The following is a 15,011-nucleotide window of genomic DNA, read 5'->3' on the forward strand; positions in this document are numbered from 1 at the left end:
GATGCCCGTCGACCTGATCTGCCTCGATGCCGACGATACGCTCTGGCATAACATGCGCTTCTTCGCGGAGACGGAGGCGGCGTTCGCGGCGATGCTGGCGCCGTTCACCGACGACCGGGCGGCGCGCGCGGCGCTGGAGCGGTGCGAGATCGCGAACCTGCGCCATTACGGCTATGGCGCGAAGAGCTTCACGCTGTCGATGATCGAAACCGCGATCGAGCTGGTCGGCGGCGACCTGCCGGTGTCGGTGGTGTCGGACATCCTTGCCGCGGGCCGTCGCCTGCTCGCGCATCCGGTCGAGCTGCTCGACGGGATCGCCGCGACGCTCGACGCGCTGGCGGAACGGGGACGGCTGGTGCTGGTCACCAAGGGCGACCTGCTGAATCAGGAGGCCAAGCTCGCCGCATCCGGGCTGGGCGAGCGGTTCGCGGGCGTCGAAATCGTCAGCGACAAGACGCCCGACACGTTCCTGCGCCTGTTCGATCGGTATGGCGTCACCCCGGAGCGGGCGGTGATGGCCGGCGATTCGATGCGGTCCGACGTGCTGCCCGCGCTGGACGCGGGCGCATGGGCGGCGTTCGTCCCGCAGCCCGGCGGCTGGGCGCACGAGCAGCGCGCGGAGCCGGAGGATCATCCGCGCTATCGCCGGCTGGACCGGCTCGGCGATCTGCCGAGATGGATCGACACGATCGGCTGAACCCCGCCCGCCCGCTTGTCGGCGCGCGGCGATTGGCCGATGATCGCGTATCACGGGGCGGCGGAGGAGCGGAGATGCACTGGTTCGAGGATATCGAGGTGGGCGCGCGTCGCGCGTTCGGCGCCTATGCCGTCACGCGCGAAGAGGTGGTGGAGTTCGCGGCGAAGTACGATCCGCAGCCCTTCCACCTGTCCGACGAGGCCGCCGCGAAGACGCATTTCGGCCGGCTGTCCGCATCGGGCTGGCATACCTGCGCGATGACGATGGCGATGATCGTCGAGGATCTGAAGGGGCGCGAGGAGGCCGGGCTCGGCTCGCCGGGTATCGACGAGCTGAAATGGCGGAAACCAGTCTATCCCGGCGATACGCTCCGTTGCGAAACGGAGATCATCGACAAGCGACCGTCCGCCAGCCGGCCGGAGATGGGCCTGTACCGGTCGCGGATGACGGTGTTCAATCAGGACGACGTCGTGGTGATGAACTTCATCTCCAATGCCCTGATCCGGACGCGGCCCACCGGCTGACCGGCGGGCCGCACCTCGTCAACGGCCGGTTCGCATACCCCGTCCGCCACCACGCGGACCGAAGCCCGACCGGACCGGACGATCGCCGCCCTGCCGAACGCCGTGATTCTCCCGCAGCGTCTGGCGATAATCGCGGTTCACGTCGCGGCGAAACTCCTGCCGGGCCGCGCGACGCCCTTCCCGATACTGGCCACGGTCGATCGTACCGGCCCGATAGGCGCGGCGATTGTCGCGAAGATCACCGCGATAGTCGCGTCGCTCCGAGCGGTAGTCCCTCCGGAAATCGGCCCAGTTGTCGCGGGCCTGAGCGTTACCTCGCCGCCCCGACCAATAGTTGCGCTGGCGATCGTTCCAGCGATGCGCGCGGCGGTCGCGATCATAGACGTAGACGCCCGTGCCCGGATAATAATAATCGCCGTACCAGCCGAAGTAGCTTGGTGCGTAACCGGCATAGCCGTAGCCCGGATAGCCGCCGCCATAGCCGTCGTAATAGGCCGTCGATCCATAACCGGCGTTGAGGCCGCCATAGCCGTAACCGTCCGCACATGCGGACAGGCCGATGCCAAGGCCGGCGAGGATGCCGACGAGGCCGAGTCGCTTCAGGAACATGATGGAACCTCCCGTACATGAGGCTCGCGGCGAGAACGCGCCGCCAGTAACAGGGTAACGAGAGGCCGGGGTTCTCGTTCCGTTTCCCGGTTCATGGCGCGGCCCGGGATTGAAGCGCGGTGGGGATGATGCGACACCGCCTGCGTTCACCGGGGAGGTTTGTCGACATGATCGCGATGCTCGCTGCTTTGGTCGGCGCCACGACGGCGCCCTGCGTTCCGGTCGCCGGGGCCGATCGACTATGGAGCGCGACCACGCGCTGGGTCATCGTCGGCGAACTCCACGGCACCAACGAAATCCCCGACGCCTTCGCCAATCTCCTCTGCCTCGCGGCGGTGACGGGCCGCCCCGTGACGGTCGCGCTGGAATATCCGGCGGATGGGCAGGCCGTGATCGACGCATGGCTGGAATCCGACGGTGATACCGCGGCACGATCGGCGCTGACCAAGCTGCCGATCTGGAGCACGGAATTCCAGGACGGTCGGAGCAGCGTCGCTTTTCTGCGACTCTGGGACACGTTGCGGGGGATGAAGCAGTCCGGCACGATCGCCGGCGTCGTCGCGTCGGACGTGGGGCGTTCGACGCCGCCCGGACAAACCCGCGACGCGGCGATGGCGGCGTCGTGGACCGCCATTCCGCGGAACGACCGCGACCTCGTCCTGATCCTCGTCGGCAACGTCCATGCCATGCGCAAGCCCGCGATCTTTGGAGATCGGAAGATCATCACCGCCGGGTCGCTGATGCCGCGGAGGCAGACCGTGTCGATCAATGTCATCGGCAGCGGCGGAACGGCGTGGACGTGCGAGAGCGACGGATGTCGCGAACATGACAGCGGCCCGCCGCGGCCCGCGGTGGCGGGCATCACGTTCGACAAGAATCCCGAACGATCATGGGACGCGACCTATCAACTGGGCGGCGGCACGACGGCAGCCGCGCCGGCGATTACGCCCTGACGGGCTGACGGTTCGATCGCATGGGAGCGGGCGGGATGCTGCGCTTCATCGGTCCGGACGACGACCGGGGCGGAACGGGGTCAGGCTGAAGCTCCCTGCCCTTCAGACCCCGGCGGGTGCGGAGATCGCGCTTCTTTGCCTCGTCGCTCCGGAGGGCGGGGAGCCTGATCTGCCGTCGTCACTGCGCCGGACGGAAACCTGTCAGTGCCCGGGAAACGCGACCAGCGAGGCGACCGGAACGCCGTCCGCCGCCAATGCGACCGCGCCGCCCAGATCGGGCAGGTCGATCAGGAATTGCGCCTGCACCACCTCCGCACCGGCCTTGCGAAGCAGGCGGACGGCGGCGCGGGCGGTGCCGCCGGTGGCGATCAGGTCGTCGACCAGCAGGATGCGGGCACCGGGCGCGCAGGCGTCGGCGTGCATCGCGATCCGGTCCTCGCCATATTCCAGCGCATAATCCTCCGCGATCGTCGCGCCCGGCAGCTTGCCGTCCTTGCGGATCAACAGGCATCCCGCCTTCAACGGCACGGCGAGCGCCGCCGCGAACAGGAAACCGCGCGCCTCGATCCCGGCGACGAGGTCGATCGATCCCGGCGCGGCCGCCGCCATCCGATCGACCGCCGTCGCCAGCCCGTTCGCGTCGAGCAGCAGCGTGGTGATGTCGCGGAACTGGATGCCCGGTTTCGGGAAGTCGGGAATGGTGCGGATCAGCGCCTTCAGATCGTCGTTCATCGCCAACTCCTTCGCTGCACGCAAAAGGGGCGGAGCCACCGGCCCCGCCCCCTGTTCGATCGCGGCCTTACGCCTGTCCGATCAATGCTTCACATCGCGCCAGACGTTCTGGTACGCGCCCCAGGCGAGGAAGCAGAAGATCACGATGAAGATCACCGCGGCGAAACCGGCACCGTGGCGCGATTCCAGCTTCGGCTCCGCGGTCCACGTCAGGAACGCCGACACGTCCTTCGCCATCTGGTCGCGCGTCGCGCGGGTCCCGTCGGTGTAGGTGACCTGACCGTCCGCGGTGAGCGGCGGCGGCATCGCGATGTTGAGGTTCGCGAAATACGGGTTGTAGTGCAGGCCCGGAGGCGTCTTCGCGCCCGGGAACTCCTTCACCAGCGCCGCCGGCTGCGGACGGTAACCGTCCGGCCCGATCAGCGAATAGACGTAGTTCGCGCCGTCGTGACGCGCCTTGGCGATGAGCGACAGGTCTGGCGGCAGCGCGTTGTTGTTCGCGGCGCGGGCGGCGACCTCGTTCGCGAAGGGCGACGGGAAGCGATCCGACGCGACGTTCTTGCGCGTCGCGGCTTCACCCGTATCCGGATTCACCGACGGCTGCTCGATAACCCACTGACCGGCGACCGCCTTGATCTCGCGCTCCGAATAGCCGATTTCGGCAAGATCGCGGAAGGCGACGTATTTCAGCGAATGACAGGCGGCGCAGACTTCCTTGAAAACCTGAAAACCGCGCTGGACCTGACGATCGTCGAACTTGCCGAAGAAGCCGGCCGACGACAGCTCCGCATCCTTCGGGTGAAGGTGGAAGACGTGTTCAGCCGATTCCGGGGCGGGATCGGTGATCGCGGTCGAGATCGTTCCCCAGAGGGCGAGGGCGAGCACGAACGTGAACGCCGCGCCGACCAGCATTGCGATGAAGCGAACCATGGTGCGTGTCAGTCCTTATCAGTTCGCCAGCGCGGTCTTGGCCGGGCTCGTGCCTGCGTGCTTCTCCAGCACCGCTTCGGTGATCGAGTTGGGCAGCGGACGGGGCCGCTCCGACGCGGCGACCAGCGGCAGGATCACGAGGAAATGCAGGAAGTAATAGGCGCTGCCGATCTGGCCGAGCACCACGTTGCGGGCGTTAGCCTCCGCACCGCCGACATAGCCGAGCAGCAGCACGTCGAACAGCAGCACGATCAGGAACGCGCGGTACTTCGGGCGATAATTCGCCGAGCGCACCGGCGAACTGTCCAGCCAGGGCAGGAAGAACAGCAGCAGGATCGATCCGAACATCGCCAGCACGCCCCACAGCTTCGCCGGCAGGATGAAATCGGCGGTGAAGCTCTTCAGGATCGCGTAGAACGGCAGGAAGTACCATTCGGGCACGATGTGCGCGGGCGTCGAGAGCGGGTTCGCCTCGATATAATTGTCGGGGTGACCCAGCAGGTTCGGGCTGAAGAAGATCAGCAGCGCGAAGATCAGCATGAACACGCCCAGCCCGACCGCGTCCTTCGCGGTGTAATAGGGGTGGAACGGCACGGTGTCCTGCTCGCCCTTCACATCGACGCCGGTCGGGTTGTTCGAACCCGGAATGTGCAGCGCCCAGATGTGCAGGATGATGACGCCCGCGGTGACGAACGGCAGCAGATAGTGGAGCGAGAAGAAGCGGTTCAGCGCGGCGTTGTCCGGCGCATAGCCGCCCAGCAGCCAGATGCGGATCGACTCTCCGACCAGCGGTATGGCGGAGAAGAAGCCGGTGATGACCTGCGCGCCCCAGAACGACATCTGGCCCCAAGGAAGGACGTAGCCCATGAACGCCGTCGCCATCATCAGCAGGAAGATGACGACGCCGAGCAGCCACACCATTTCCCGCGGCGCCTTGTACGACCCGTAATAGAGGCCGCGCGCGATGTGGATGTAGACGACCAGCAGGAACATCGACGCGCCGTTGGCGTGCGCGTAGCGCAGGAACCAGCCCGCGTTCACGTCGCGCATGATCCCCTCGACCGAGCCGAAGGCGACCCCGGCGTTGGCGGCATAGTGCATCGCCAGCACGATGCCGGTGATGATCTGGATGCCGAGCGCCGCGCCCGCGAGCACGCCGAAGTTCCAGAAATAGTTGAGGTTGCGCGGCACCGGATAGCCCGCGCCGACCGCGTTGTAGACCAGACGCGGCACGGGAAGCTTCTCGTCGAGCCACCGCATCAGCGGCTGCTTCGGCTCGTACTGCTTGGCCCAGGGAAAGCTCATATCGGCGACCTCAACCCACCGTCACGACGGTGTCGGAATTGAAATTGTACGGCGGCACTTCGAGGTTGCGCGGCGCAGGCCCCTGACGGATGCGCGCGGCGGTGTCGTAGGCCGAACCGTGGCACGGGCAGAAATAGCCGCCGAACGGGCCCTTGTTCTCGCCCTCGCCCGCGCCCAGCGGCACACAGCCGAGATGGGTGCAGACGCCCAGCGTGATGAGCCAGTTCTCCTTGCCGGGCTTGGTCCGCTCGGCCAGGGTCTGCGGATCGCGCAGGCTGTTGACGGGAACCTTGTTCGCCTCGGCGATCTCGGCCGGCGTCAGGTTGCGGACGAACAGCGGCTGTTTGCGGAACGACGACTTCACCGCCTGACCGGGTTCGATCTTGGAGATGTCGATCTCCGTCGTCGACTGCGCGAGCACGTCGGCGGACGGGTTCATCTGATTGACCAAAGGCAAGACGATCGCGACCGCGCCGACGCCCGCGAAGGACACGGCGGCGATGTTGATGAAGTCGCGACGGCGCGGGTCGTGGACCTCCTCCTGCAGAAGCGTGGGGTCTTCGCCCGGAGGAAGCCTATCGTCGACAGTCGCCATTCACCTGAACCCTTGCTCAGAACCCGTATATCTGACGGAAAACCGCGCCGTCCGGCTGCGTATCGCCCGCCGGGCCCCATACCGTCCCCACGGCGAGCCCGCGCCCTGTTAGCCGCCGCAGCCGCCATTTGCCAACAGCATTTTGCCCGGCGAGCCGCGTGGGTTACTGCCAACTGATGCGCCTCGCTCTCCACGAACCCGACATCGCGGGCAATGTCGGCACCCTGATCCGCACCGCCGCCTGTTTCGGCGTCGGTATCGACCTGATCGAGCCGATGGGCTTTCCGTGGAGCGACCGCGCGCTGGCCCGGTCCGGCATGGACTATGCCCGCGCCGCGGATGTCGCCCGTCATGAGGACTGGGCGGCGTTCGCGGCGCAGGCGACGGGCCGGATCGTGCTGCTGACGACCAGCGGGGCGGTCGCCCTGCCCGATGCCGCGTTCCGGCCCGACGACGTGCTGCTGCTGGGATCGGAGGGGGCGGGCGTGCCGGCGCATGTCCACGACCGCGCCGACCTGCGCGTCGCGATCCCGATGCGGCCGGGCTTCCGGTCGCTCAACGTCGCAGTCGCGGGCGGGATCGTGCTCGCGGAGGCGTTGCGCCAGACCGGCTGGGCCTGAAGGGTTGGACGATTTGACCGCTCCCGCCCGGCCGCCGCTTTTGCTAGCGAGCGCGCCATGCTGACGCTCGACACCGACCAACAGACCGCCCGCGCGTGGTTCGAATCGCTCAGGACCCGCATCTGCACCGCGTTCGAGGCGATCGAGCGCGATGCCGGATCGGACGCGGCGTTCGAGTATATCGCGTGGGACCGCATCGATCCGTCCGGCGGGCCCGGCGGCGGCGGCGTGCGCGGCGTGATGAAGGGGCGCGTGTTCGAGAAGGTGGGCGTCAACGTCTCCACCGTCGGCGGCACGCTGGAGGGGGATTTCGCGCGATCGATCAACGGCGCGGCGGACGACCCGCGCTTTTTCGCGACCGGCATCAGCCTCGTCGCGCACATGGCCAATCCGCGCGTGCCGGCGGTGCACATGAACTGCCGCTTTCTCGCGACGACGAAGCGGTGGTTCGGCGGCGGTGCGGACCTGAACCCGCCGCTGCCGGTCGGGGAGGATACAGAGGATTTCCACACGACGCTGAAGGCCGCGTGCGACGCGCATGACGTCGATTACTATCCGCGCTTCAAGCAATGGGCGGACGAGTATTTCTGGCTGCCCCACCGCAAGGTCCATCGTGGCGTCGGCGGCATCTTCTTCGATCATCTGGAGAATGGCTTCGAACGCGATTTCGCGTTCGTGCGCGACGTGGGCGAAGCGTTCCTCGATGCCTATCCGCGCATCGTCCGCCGCCGCATGAACGACGGCTTCACCGACGCCGACATCGCGGCGATGCGGGCGTGGCGGGGACGGTATGCCGAGTTCAACCTCGTCTACGATCGCGGCACGCTGTTCGGCCTGAAGACCGGCGGTAATATCGATGCCATCCTGATGAGCCTGCCGCCGCTGGCCACATGGGAGTAGGGGCATGGCGCTGATTCCGGTGCCGGACGATCGACTGGCGACGATCGTCACCACATTGGAGATGACACGCCGGCCGCCGCTCCGCCCCCTGCCCGCCTCTCCCTTTCGGCTGGTGGCATGGCCGACACCCGCGCCCGACCGGTATCGCGCGTTGTTCCGCCGCGTCGGCGCGCCGTGGCTGTGGTTCTCGCGGCTGGCGATGGACGACGGCGCACTGACCGCGATCGTCCATGATCCGGGGATATCGGTCTTCGCCGTCACCGACCGGGCGGGGGTCGAGGTCGGGATGCTGGAGCTGGACCATCGCAGCGCCGGCGCGTGCGAGCTGGGCTATGTCGGCCTCGTCCCGGAACTGGCGGGCAAGGGGCATGGCGACTGGTTGATGGCGGAGGCGCTGGCGCGGGCATGGCGACCGGGCGTCGCGCGGGTGTGGGTGCATACCTGCACGCTGGACCATCCCGCGGCGCTCGGCTTCTATCGCCGCCACGGCTTCGTCGCGACCGGTCGCACGGTCGAGACGAAGCCGACCCGCGCGTGTCGGGCATCCTGCCGCGCGATGCCGCGCCGCAGATCCCGTTGCTCGCCTGACGCCTAGTTCCGACTGTCGCGCGCGGCGACGTAGAGCTGCGCCGTGAAGGCCGCCGCGACGACGCTGAACGCCGTCGTGACGATCGACGCGATCAGGCTGGCGACGAAGGTGATGGTCGGGAGCGACCCAGCACCGAGCAGCAAGCGCAGCACCAGCCCGACCACCACCTGCACCGCGCCGGCGCACACCAGCAGCAGGATCACGAACAGCAGCATCACGCCGATGATCCGCCACGTCGCCCCCTGCGTCAGCCGCACCGACCGCATGATCGCGCCCAGACCCAGCCGCTCCCGCAGGATCACCGCGTTCAGCAACAGCAATCGCGCGCCGAGCCAGAAGGCCGCGGCGAAGAACAGCAGGAAATAGATCGTCAGGAAGCTGCGCAGCCCCGCCGGGATCGTCGTCGGATCGATCGTGCCGGTCGAATAGTCGACGCCGCTCTGCGCGAGCGCGACGACCGCCGGAATGAACAACAGGGTGAAGGCCAGCCCCAGCAGCACGACGACGCCCAGCGCGACGCCCAGCCGCGACAGCGCCAGTCGGCTGGCCTCCGCGCGATCGGTGGCGGGATCGGTCGCGACCGCCAGCATCGCCAGCTGCGCCCATACCGTCGCGACCAGCGCCAGCAGCCCGATCAGCGCGTACAGGCCGGACGACGTCGGAGCGGCGAGGCCGATCACGTCGCGCAGGACCGACGGCAACAGGATGCCGACCCCGGCGATCGACGCCAGGATGCTCGACCGACCGCGCAGCACGTCGACCGTGCGATCCCAGACATTGCCCATGCTGACCATGTCGCGCGTAACTCCGTTGCCCCGTATTCCGATCCGCATAGCGAAGGCGGGGCATAGCCGCCAGCTTGCACCGGCCATCTGCCTGCGCCGGCCACCTGCCTGCGCCGGCCATCTGCCTGCGTTGGGCCACCCGCTTGCACCGGGCCGCGCGCCGCGCCAGATGCAGCGGCGATGTCGAACGATCTTCCCGCGCCGGAATGGCGGCACAGCACCGGCCTGATCCCCTATTCCGACGCGCTGGCGGAGATGGAGGCGCGCGCCGCCGCCGTCGCGACCGGGACGGCGAACGAGCTGGTGTGGCTGCTGGAACATGCGCCGGTCTATACCGCCGGCACCAGCGCGGTGGCGGGCGACCTGATCGACGCGCGGTTCCCCGTGGTGCCGACGGGGCGCGGCGGCAAATACACCTATCACGGCCCCGGCCAGCGGGTCGGCTATCTGGTGCTGGACCTGAACAAGCGGGGCCGCGACGTGCGGTGCTTCGTGCATGCGCTGGAGGGATGGGTGATCGCCGCGCTGGGCGAGATCGGAGTGGAGGCGTTCCGGGCGGAGGGGCGCGTCGGAATCTGGACGATCGACCGCGACGGACGGGAGGCGAAGATCGGCGCGATCGGCGTCCGGGTGAAACGCTGGGTGACGCTTCACGGCTTCTCGGTGAACGTCTCGCCGGACCTGACGCACTTCGGCGGGATCGTGCCGTGCGGCCTGCCGGACTATCCGGTCACCAGTCTGGCGGCGCTGGGATGCGCTATCCCCTTGGAAACCTTTGATGCCGCACTGGCGTTGACCGCGTCAGGGTTTCTCGAAACTCTTTCTTGCGCCACGGAAATCGTGGCTTGAGAGCGCGGTGATATCCAGTTAATGTCTACGTCGATTTGGGTCTTAACGGCAATAGGCCAAACCAAATCCTCTATCTAGGGAGCTTCCAAATGCGTGCAATCCTCTCCAAGGTCCTGACCGGCTCGATGATCGCCGGCGCCGCGCTCGCGGTTGCGGCTTGCGGTCCGAAGACCGAGACCACCGACAACACGATGGTCACCGACATGAATGCCACCGAGGGCATGGACACCATGACCGACAACATGACCGCCGTCGACGGCGCGTCGAACGGTGGCATGATGGCCAACGACACGATGATGGCGAACGACACGATGATGTCGAACGACGGCATGATGTCGAACAACATGATGTAATTTCCCGTTCGGGATTACATGATGCGAGGGGCCGACCGGGCGACCGGGCGGCCCTTTTTCGTTGCCGGCAGCGTTCGCGAGGATCGTTCCGCCTGCGACCGGCGGTTCGTCGCGCGCATGACTCGTCCGGTCGCCGGTCATGGTGAATAGCGGATGCGCAATCCGCGGAAATGCGGTAGATTCCACCACATAATGCTTCTGTGGGAGCCTTCTGGGGTGACGAATATGATGGGGGCGGTCCGGATCGCAGTTTTGGCGATCGCGACGACGGGTGGACTGGTGGCGACACCGGCATCGGCGCAGTTCTTCCTGCGCAGTTTTCAATATGCGGGCGACGCGGTGCGCGGCGACGAGCCGGGCATGGTCCAGCCGCTGCCGGGTGCGACGGCGGACGAGACGCAGGCGGCGCTGGTGTGGACGATGCGGTCGGCGCTGAACGTCGCCGCGTTGCAGTGCCAGTTCGAACCGACGCTGCTGACGGTCGGCAATTACAACGCCATCCTGACCGACCACAAGGAAGAGCTGGCCAAGTCCTGGACCACGCTGACCAAGTATTTCGCCCGCACGAACAAGGCGCCGCGCGCGGCGCAGGGTGCGCTCGACCAGTTCGGCACGCGGACCTATTCCAGCTTCGCGACCGTCGCGTCGCAATACGGGTTCTGCCGGACCGCCAATTCGATCGGGCGGGACGCGCTGTTCAGCCCGCGTGGCGGCCTGTCGTCGCTGGCGCAGACGCGGATGAAGGAACTGCGCAACAGCCTGATCCCCTATGGCGAGCAGCATTTCCCGCGCTCGATCGGGTTCGACCGCGCGACGACGCCGCGGCTCGATGCGCTGTGCTGGGACAAGAAGGCGCGGTGGCAGGACAAGAAGTGCGGGCCGCTGACGTGGCCGATGGCCGCGACGACGGTCGCGGCGGCGCCCGCGCCCGCCCCGGTCATGGCGCAGCCCGCGCCGGTGGTGTCCGCCTCGCGCTGAACGTCGCGTATCGCCGGGACCGGGTGGGATCGGGGCCGCAGGCAGCTTGCTTGCGGCCACCCCCGTTCACCCCCGACAGGCGGATGTGCCCGGACGGTTCAGCGCAATCCCAGATACTTGTGCGTCTGAAGCGATAGCCGCCAGCGCGGGCGCTGCATCGCCAGTGCCACGCACGCCTCGCGGTTCGCATCCGCCTGTGGATCGTCCAGCGGCTGCACCAGATGATGCGCGAAGTCCCACGCCTCCATCGCGACCGGGTCGCTTCCCGCCTGCGGCCAGACCAGCTTCAGTTCGTCGCCCGATCGCTGCACGACGTCGCTGCCCGCCTTCGGGCTGATGCAGATCCAGTCGATGCCGGGGTGGACCGGCAAGGTGCCGTTGCTCTCGATCGCGATCCGGAAGCCCGCCGCGTGCAAGGCCTCGACCAGCGCATCGTCGATCTGGAGCATCGGCTCSCCSCCGGTCAGGACGACGAACCGCCGCTCGCGACCCTCGCCCCAATGCGCCGCGACCGCCGCTGCCAGCGCGGCCGCATCGGCGAACTTGCCGCCGCCCAGCCCGTCGGTGCCGACGAAATCGGTATCGCAGAACCGGCAGACCGCCGTCGCGCGATCCTGCTCGCGTCCCGACCAGAGATTGCAGCCGGCGAACCGCACGAAGACCGCGCGCGCGCCGGCGTTGACGCCCTCACCCTGCAGCGTGAGGAACATCTCCTTTACCGCATAGGTCACGCGTAGCGCGTCGGATCGGCGACGCCGGCTTCCTCGAAGCCCTTCGATCGCAGACGGCAACTGTCGCACAGGCCACAATGCAGGTCCTCCCCGCCCGCGCCCTTCACGGGGTCGTAGCAGGACCAGCTCACACCCATGTCGAGGCCGAGGCGTACGCCCTCGCGGACGATATCAGCCTTGGTCATATGTTGCAGCGGGGCCTGGATACGGAACGCCTCCCCCTCGACCCCGGCCTTGGTCGCGAGTTCGGCGAGGCCCTCGAACGCGCGGATGAATTCGGGGCGGCAATCCGGATAGCCGGAATAATCGAGCGCGTTCACGCCGATATACAGGTCGCGCGCGCCCGCCGCCTCCGCCCAGCCGAGCGACAGGCTGAGAAAGATGGTGTTGCGCGCCGGAACGTAGGTGACGGGGATGCCCGGCTCGACGCCGCCCTTCGGCACGGCGATGTCGGCAGTCAGCGCGGAACCGCCGAACGCCGACAGGTCGAGCGGCAGGACGACGTGGCGTTCGGCCCCGAGCATCGCCGCGACGCGCGCGGCGGCGGCGAGTTCGACGCGGTGGCGCTGGTTATAGTCGACGGAGAGGGCGAGGAGGCGATGGCCGTCCTCGCGCGCGCGGGCGGCGGCGACCAGCGAATCGAGGCCGCCGGACACCAGAGCCACGGCCAGCGACCCCGTCGCCGCGGGGGAAGACGTTGTTTGCGAAGCTGTCATGATGGCGCGCGGCTACTCCGTCGGCCCCAAAAAAGAAAGGGCCGCGACGTCCGCGGCCCTTTTGAGGTTTATGGGTCGAGCCCATCAAGGGAGAAAACCGTGCTGCAATCAAAAGCACGATCCCCCCATAACGACAGTTAAGTTAAGATTTGGTTAACGAATTGGGACCAGATCGGTAGCATTGACCGGAAATATCGTGGCGCAGAACGCGCAATCCACGGCAATGACACCTTTTTCGTCCGCCATGTCCTGCCGGTCCGCGACCGAAAATTTGGCCAGCACGCTCAGGATATGCTCCGGCGTACAGCGGCATCCTCTGGACAGGTCTTGTCCGGCCAGAACGCGTATCTCACTCTCTTCGTTGAACAATCTCCAGACGAGCGTCTCCAGTGGCAACGTCGGGTCGGCCAGTTCGTCGACGCCCATCGTGACGCCCAGCGCGGCGACGTGCTCCCATTCCGGATGGTCGAGCTTGGTGTGGAGCCGCTCGCGACCCTCCTCCCCCTCCGGCAGATGCTGGAGGAGCAGCCCGCCGGAGATCAGGGTCCCGTCGGACTGGCGCGCGCTGCCCACGCGGACGAGCGTGGGGATCTGTTCAGACTGCACGAAATAGCTCTCCGCCGCCGCCGCCAGCGTCTCGCCATCGAGCGGGACGATCCCCTGATAGCGTTCTCCGGTCGTCGCCATGTCGAACGTGATCGCCAGATACCCCTTGCCGAACAGCGCGAACAGGGTCGGCTGTGCCGGGGCCTCGGCCAGCCGGTCGGCGTCGTACTGGATATAGCCGCGCAGTTCGCCGCCGCGATAATCGCAGACGAGCAACTGGACGACGCCCGTCTCCGACCGCGTCTGCATCGTCAGTTGCGCGTCGCCGTCCTTCAACGTCGACCCCATCAGCGCGCACAGCGTCAACGCCTCCGCCAGCAACGCCTCGATCGCGGGCGGGTAGGCGTGCGCCGCCAGGATGGTATCGAGCGTCGGCCCCAGCCGCACGATCCGGCCGCGCGCATGGCGGTCCGGAATCGCGAAGCCGAGCGCGCGGTCGAGGGTATCGGTCATGTCCTGCATGCGGCCCGATGTGGGGACGCCGCCGTGACGATCAACCGATCTGCCCGAAGCACCAGCGCAGGACGGACTTCTGCGCGTGCAGCCGGTTCTCCGCCTCCTGCCAGATCAACGACTGCGGACCGTCGATCACCTCCGCCGTGACTTCCTCGCCACGGTGCGCCGGCAGGCAGTGGAGGAACGCCGCGCCCGGTTTCGCCGCCGCCATCAGCGCGGCATCGACCTGATACGGAGCGAGCGCCGCCAGCTTCTCCTCGGCATGAAGCTGGCCCATCGAGATCCAAGTGTCGGTTACGACGATGTCGGCGTCCGCCACCGCCTCGTACGGATCGGTGACGACGCGGGCGCGGCCGGAGGCGGCGGCGATCGCCTGCTCCTCCGGCGCGAAGCCGGGCGGGCAGGCGGCGACGACGTCGAACCGCATCAGCGACGCCGCCTCGACGATCGACGCGAGGACGTTGTTGCCGTCGCCCAGCCACGCGACCTTCAGGCCGGGCAGCGCGCGGCCGGTTTCGAGGATCGTCAGCAGATCGGCCATGATCTGGCAGGGGTGCGACGCGTCGGTCAGGCCGTTGATGACCGGGACGGAGGCGTGCGCCGCCATCTCCTCGATCTTCGCATGATCGTCGGTCCGGATCATGATCGCGTCGGCATAGCCCGACAGGATACGCGCGGTGTCGGCGATGCTTTCGCCGCGGCCGAGCTGCATCGAGCCGGCGTCCATGACGATCGACGTGCCGCCGAGCTGGCGGATCGCCATGTCGAACGACACGCGGGTGCGGGTCGAGTTCTTTTCGAACACCATCGCCAGCACGCGGCCGGCGAGCGGCGCGTCGGCATCGACCATGCCCTTCGGCCAGCCGGCGCGCGCGGCCTTGCGGTCGAGCGCATCGGCCAGCATCGCCGCGACGCCGTCCGCGCCCGCATCGGTCAAGTTCAGGAAATGCGGCATTATCAAATCCTCCCCGGCACGGGGAGGTGGCGCGCGAAGCGCGACGGAGGGGTGAAACCCTCCGTTACGACGCGAGGCACCCCTCCGTCAGGCTGCGCCTGCCACCTCCCCTTCCAGGGGAGGAGCGT

18 protein-coding genes and 1 pseudogene are annotated in these 15,011 nt (G+C 67.7%); 9 read left to right on the forward strand and 10 right to left on the reverse strand.

All coding sequences use genetic code 11. The features are described from left to right. The first annotated feature begins 1 nt into the window (after nt 1). Together ASG07_RS11360 and ASG07_RS11365 are read left to right on the forward strand one after the other, a co-directional pair. Nucleotides 2-697 carry an HAD family hydrolase gene (locus ASG07_RS11360; RefSeq protein WP_055846317.1) on the forward strand — a complete coding sequence of 232 codons (696 nt, stop codon included), beginning with the start codon at nt 2-4 and terminating at the stop codon, nt 695-697. Nucleotides 698-771: 74 nt separating this feature from the next. Next, nucleotides 772-1,221: a MaoC family dehydratase gene (locus ASG07_RS11365; RefSeq protein ID WP_055846319.1), complete on the forward strand. Its 450-nt coding sequence runs from the start codon at nt 772-774 to the stop codon at nt 1,219-1,221. Nucleotides 1,222-1,239: 18 nt separating this feature from the next. Here the strand turns inward: ASG07_RS11365 and ASG07_RS11370 are convergent, their stop codons facing one another. Beyond that, a complete protein-coding gene (locus ASG07_RS11370; protein WP_055846321.1) occupies nt 1,240-1,830 on the reverse strand; it encodes a hypothetical protein in 591 nt (196 codons plus the stop codon). A gap of 167 nt (nt 1,831-1,997) precedes the next feature. Here ASG07_RS11370 and ASG07_RS11375 point away from each other — a divergent pair, with 167 nt between their 5' ends. Continuing rightward, complete coding sequence (locus ASG07_RS11375; RefSeq protein ID WP_055846325.1) at nt 1,998-2,783, forward strand: hypothetical protein; 786 nt, start codon at nt 1,998-2,000, stop codon at nt 2,781-2,783. 201 nt (nt 2,784-2,984) lie between these two features. Here ASG07_RS11375 and ASG07_RS11380 read toward each other — a convergent pair whose 3' ends face one another. From ASG07_RS11380 to petA, 4 genes are all read right to left on the reverse strand, one after another. After that, on the reverse strand, nt 2,985-3,515 hold the full coding sequence (locus ASG07_RS11380; RefSeq protein ID WP_055847005.1) for an adenine phosphoribosyltransferase: 531 nt from the start codon (nt 3,513-3,515) through the stop codon (nt 2,985-2,987). Between the two features lie 81 nt (nt 3,516-3,596). Then, nucleotides 3,597-4,445, reverse strand: a complete 849-nt coding sequence (locus tag ASG07_RS11385; RefSeq protein WP_055846327.1) for a cytochrome c1 — start codon at nt 4,443-4,445, stop codon at nt 3,597-3,599. 18 nt (nt 4,446-4,463) lie between these two features. Beyond that, nucleotides 4,464-5,750, reverse strand: a complete 1,287-nt coding sequence (locus ASG07_RS11390; protein ID WP_055846330.1) for a cytochrome b — start codon at nt 5,748-5,750, stop codon at nt 4,464-4,466. A 10-nt stretch (nt 5,751-5,760) separates the two neighbouring features. Continuing rightward, a complete protein-coding gene (petA, locus tag ASG07_RS11395; RefSeq protein WP_055846333.1) occupies nt 5,761-6,345 on the reverse strand; it encodes a ubiquinol-cytochrome c reductase iron-sulfur subunit in 585 nt (194 codons plus the stop codon). Nucleotides 6,346-6,521: 176 nt separating this feature from the next. On the opposite strand from petA, the gene ASG07_RS11400 reads away from it, so the two are divergent. The 3 genes and pseudogenes from ASG07_RS11400 to ASG07_RS11410 all read left to right on the forward strand — a co-directional run bounded on the left by ASG07_RS11400 (nt 6,522) and on the right by ASG07_RS11410 (nt 8,453). Then, nucleotides 6,522-6,965, forward strand: coding sequence for a tRNA (cytidine(34)-2'-O)-methyltransferase (locus ASG07_RS11400; RefSeq protein WP_055846335.1), 444 nt, complete (start codon nt 6,522-6,524; stop codon nt 6,963-6,965). Nucleotides 6,966-7,022: 57 nt separating this feature from the next. After that, nucleotides 7,023-7,865, forward strand: coding sequence for an oxygen-dependent coproporphyrinogen oxidase (hemF, locus tag ASG07_RS11405; protein ID WP_055846337.1), 843 nt, complete (start codon nt 7,023-7,025; stop codon nt 7,863-7,865). 4 nt (nt 7,866-7,869) lie between these two features. Further along, a pseudogene (locus tag ASG07_RS11410) lies at nt 7,870-8,453 on the forward strand (GNAT family N-acetyltransferase). Between the two features lie 3 nt (nt 8,454-8,456). Here ASG07_RS11410 and ASG07_RS11415 read toward each other — a convergent pair. After that, nucleotides 8,457-9,287 (reverse strand): hypothetical protein, encoded by an 831-nt coding sequence (locus tag ASG07_RS11415; RefSeq protein ID WP_156361843.1) that lies wholly within the window; start codon nt 9,285-9,287, stop codon nt 8,457-8,459. A 132-nt stretch (nt 9,288-9,419) separates the two neighbouring features. On the opposite strand from ASG07_RS11415, the gene lipB reads away from it, so the two are divergent. From lipB to ASG07_RS11430, 3 genes are all read left to right on the forward strand, one after another. Beyond that, on the forward strand, nt 9,420-10,088 hold the full coding sequence (gene lipB / locus ASG07_RS11420) for a lipoyl(octanoyl) transferase LipB (RefSeq protein ID WP_055846340.1): 669 nt from the start codon (nt 9,420-9,422) through the stop codon (nt 10,086-10,088). An 89-nt stretch (nt 10,089-10,177) separates the two neighbouring features. Next, entirely contained in the window at nt 10,178-10,441 is a 264-nt protein-coding gene (locus ASG07_RS11425; RefSeq protein WP_055846343.1) for a hypothetical protein, read from the forward strand. 225 nt (nt 10,442-10,666) lie between these two features. Further along, a complete protein-coding gene (locus ASG07_RS11430; protein ID WP_330219021.1) occupies nt 10,667-11,419 on the forward strand; it encodes a hypothetical protein in 753 nt (250 codons plus the stop codon). Nucleotides 11,420-11,517: 98 nt separating this feature from the next. Here the strand turns inward: ASG07_RS11430 and queE are convergent, their stop codons facing one another. The 4 genes from queE to argF form a co-directional block, all read right to left on the reverse strand. Then, a complete protein-coding gene (queE, locus tag ASG07_RS11435; RefSeq protein ID WP_055846346.1) occupies nt 11,518-12,150 on the reverse strand; it encodes a 7-carboxy-7-deazaguanine synthase in 633 nt (210 codons plus the stop codon). Further along, nucleotides 12,147-12,866, reverse strand: a complete 720-nt coding sequence (queC, locus tag ASG07_RS11440) for a 7-cyano-7-deazaguanine synthase QueC (RefSeq protein WP_055846347.1) — start codon at nt 12,864-12,866, stop codon at nt 12,147-12,149. The genes queE and queC overlap by 4 nt, the downstream gene beginning before the upstream one ends. Nucleotides 12,867-13,019: 153 nt before the next feature. Continuing rightward, the gene (gene hslO / locus ASG07_RS11445) at nt 13,020-13,934 is read right to left on the reverse strand and encodes an Hsp33 family molecular chaperone HslO (RefSeq protein WP_055846349.1); all 915 of its coding nucleotides are present in this window, start codon (nt 13,932-13,934) and stop codon (nt 13,020-13,022) included. Nucleotides 13,935-13,965: 31 nt separating this feature from the next. After that, nucleotides 13,966-14,883, reverse strand: a complete 918-nt coding sequence (gene argF / locus ASG07_RS11450) for an ornithine carbamoyltransferase (RefSeq protein WP_055846352.1) — start codon at nt 14,881-14,883, stop codon at nt 13,966-13,968. Between the last annotated feature and the right edge of the window lie 128 nt (nt 14,884-15,011).

Source organism: Sphingomonas sp. Leaf343, assembly GCF_001423765.1.
GTDB lineage: Bacteria > Pseudomonadota > Alphaproteobacteria > Sphingomonadales > Sphingomonadaceae > Sphingomonas.

Coding starts and splice junctions, on each gene's coding strand:
- ASG07_RS11360 (WP_055846317.1), top strand. CDS start 2: ATGCCCGTCGACCTGATCTGCCTCGATGCCGACGATACGCTCTGGCAT.
- ASG07_RS11365 (WP_055846319.1), top strand. CDS start 772: ATGCACTGGTTCGAGGATATCGAGGTGGGCGCGCGTCGCGCGTTCGGC.
- ASG07_RS11370 (WP_055846321.1), bottom strand. CDS start 1,830: ATGTTCCTGAAGCGACTCGGCCTCGTCGGCATCCTCGCCGGCCTTGGC.
- ASG07_RS11375 (WP_055846325.1), top strand. CDS start 1,998: ATGATCGCGATGCTCGCTGCTTTGGTCGGCGCCACGACGGCGCCCTGC.
- ASG07_RS11380 (WP_055847005.1), bottom strand. CDS start 3,515: ATGAACGACGATCTGAAGGCGCTGATCCGCACCATTCCCGACTTCCCG.
- ASG07_RS11385 (WP_055846327.1), bottom strand. CDS start 4,445: ATGGTTCGCTTCATCGCAATGCTGGTCGGCGCGGCGTTCACGTTCGTG.
- ASG07_RS11390 (WP_055846330.1), bottom strand. CDS start 5,750: ATGAGCTTTCCCTGGGCCAAGCAGTACGAGCCGAAGCAGCCGCTGATG.
- petA (WP_055846333.1), bottom strand. CDS start 6,345: ATGGCGACTGTCGACGATAGGCTTCCTCCGGGCGAAGACCCCACGCTT.
- ASG07_RS11400 (WP_055846335.1), top strand. CDS start 6,522: ATGCGCCTCGCTCTCCACGAACCCGACATCGCGGGCAATGTCGGCACC.
- hemF (WP_055846337.1), top strand. CDS start 7,023: ATGCTGACGCTCGACACCGACCAACAGACCGCCCGCGCGTGGTTCGAA.
- ASG07_RS11415 (WP_156361843.1), bottom strand. CDS start 9,287: ATGCGGATCGGAATACGGGGCAACGGAGTTACGCGCGACATGGTCAGC.
- lipB (WP_055846340.1), top strand. CDS start 9,420: ATGTCGAACGATCTTCCCGCGCCGGAATGGCGGCACAGCACCGGCCTG.
- ASG07_RS11425 (WP_055846343.1), top strand. CDS start 10,178: ATGCGTGCAATCCTCTCCAAGGTCCTGACCGGCTCGATGATCGCCGGC.
- ASG07_RS11430 (WP_330219021.1), top strand. CDS start 10,667: ATGATGGGGGCGGTCCGGATCGCAGTTTTGGCGATCGCGACGACGGGT.
- queC (WP_055846347.1), bottom strand. CDS start 12,866: ATGACAGCTTCGCAAACAACGTCTTCCCCCGCGGCGACGGGGTCGCTG.
- hslO (WP_055846349.1), bottom strand. CDS start 13,934: ATGCAGGACATGACCGATACCCTCGACCGCGCGCTCGGCTTCGCGATT.
- argF (WP_055846352.1), bottom strand. CDS start 14,883: ATGCCGCATTTCCTGAACTTGACCGATGCGGGCGCGGACGGCGTCGCG.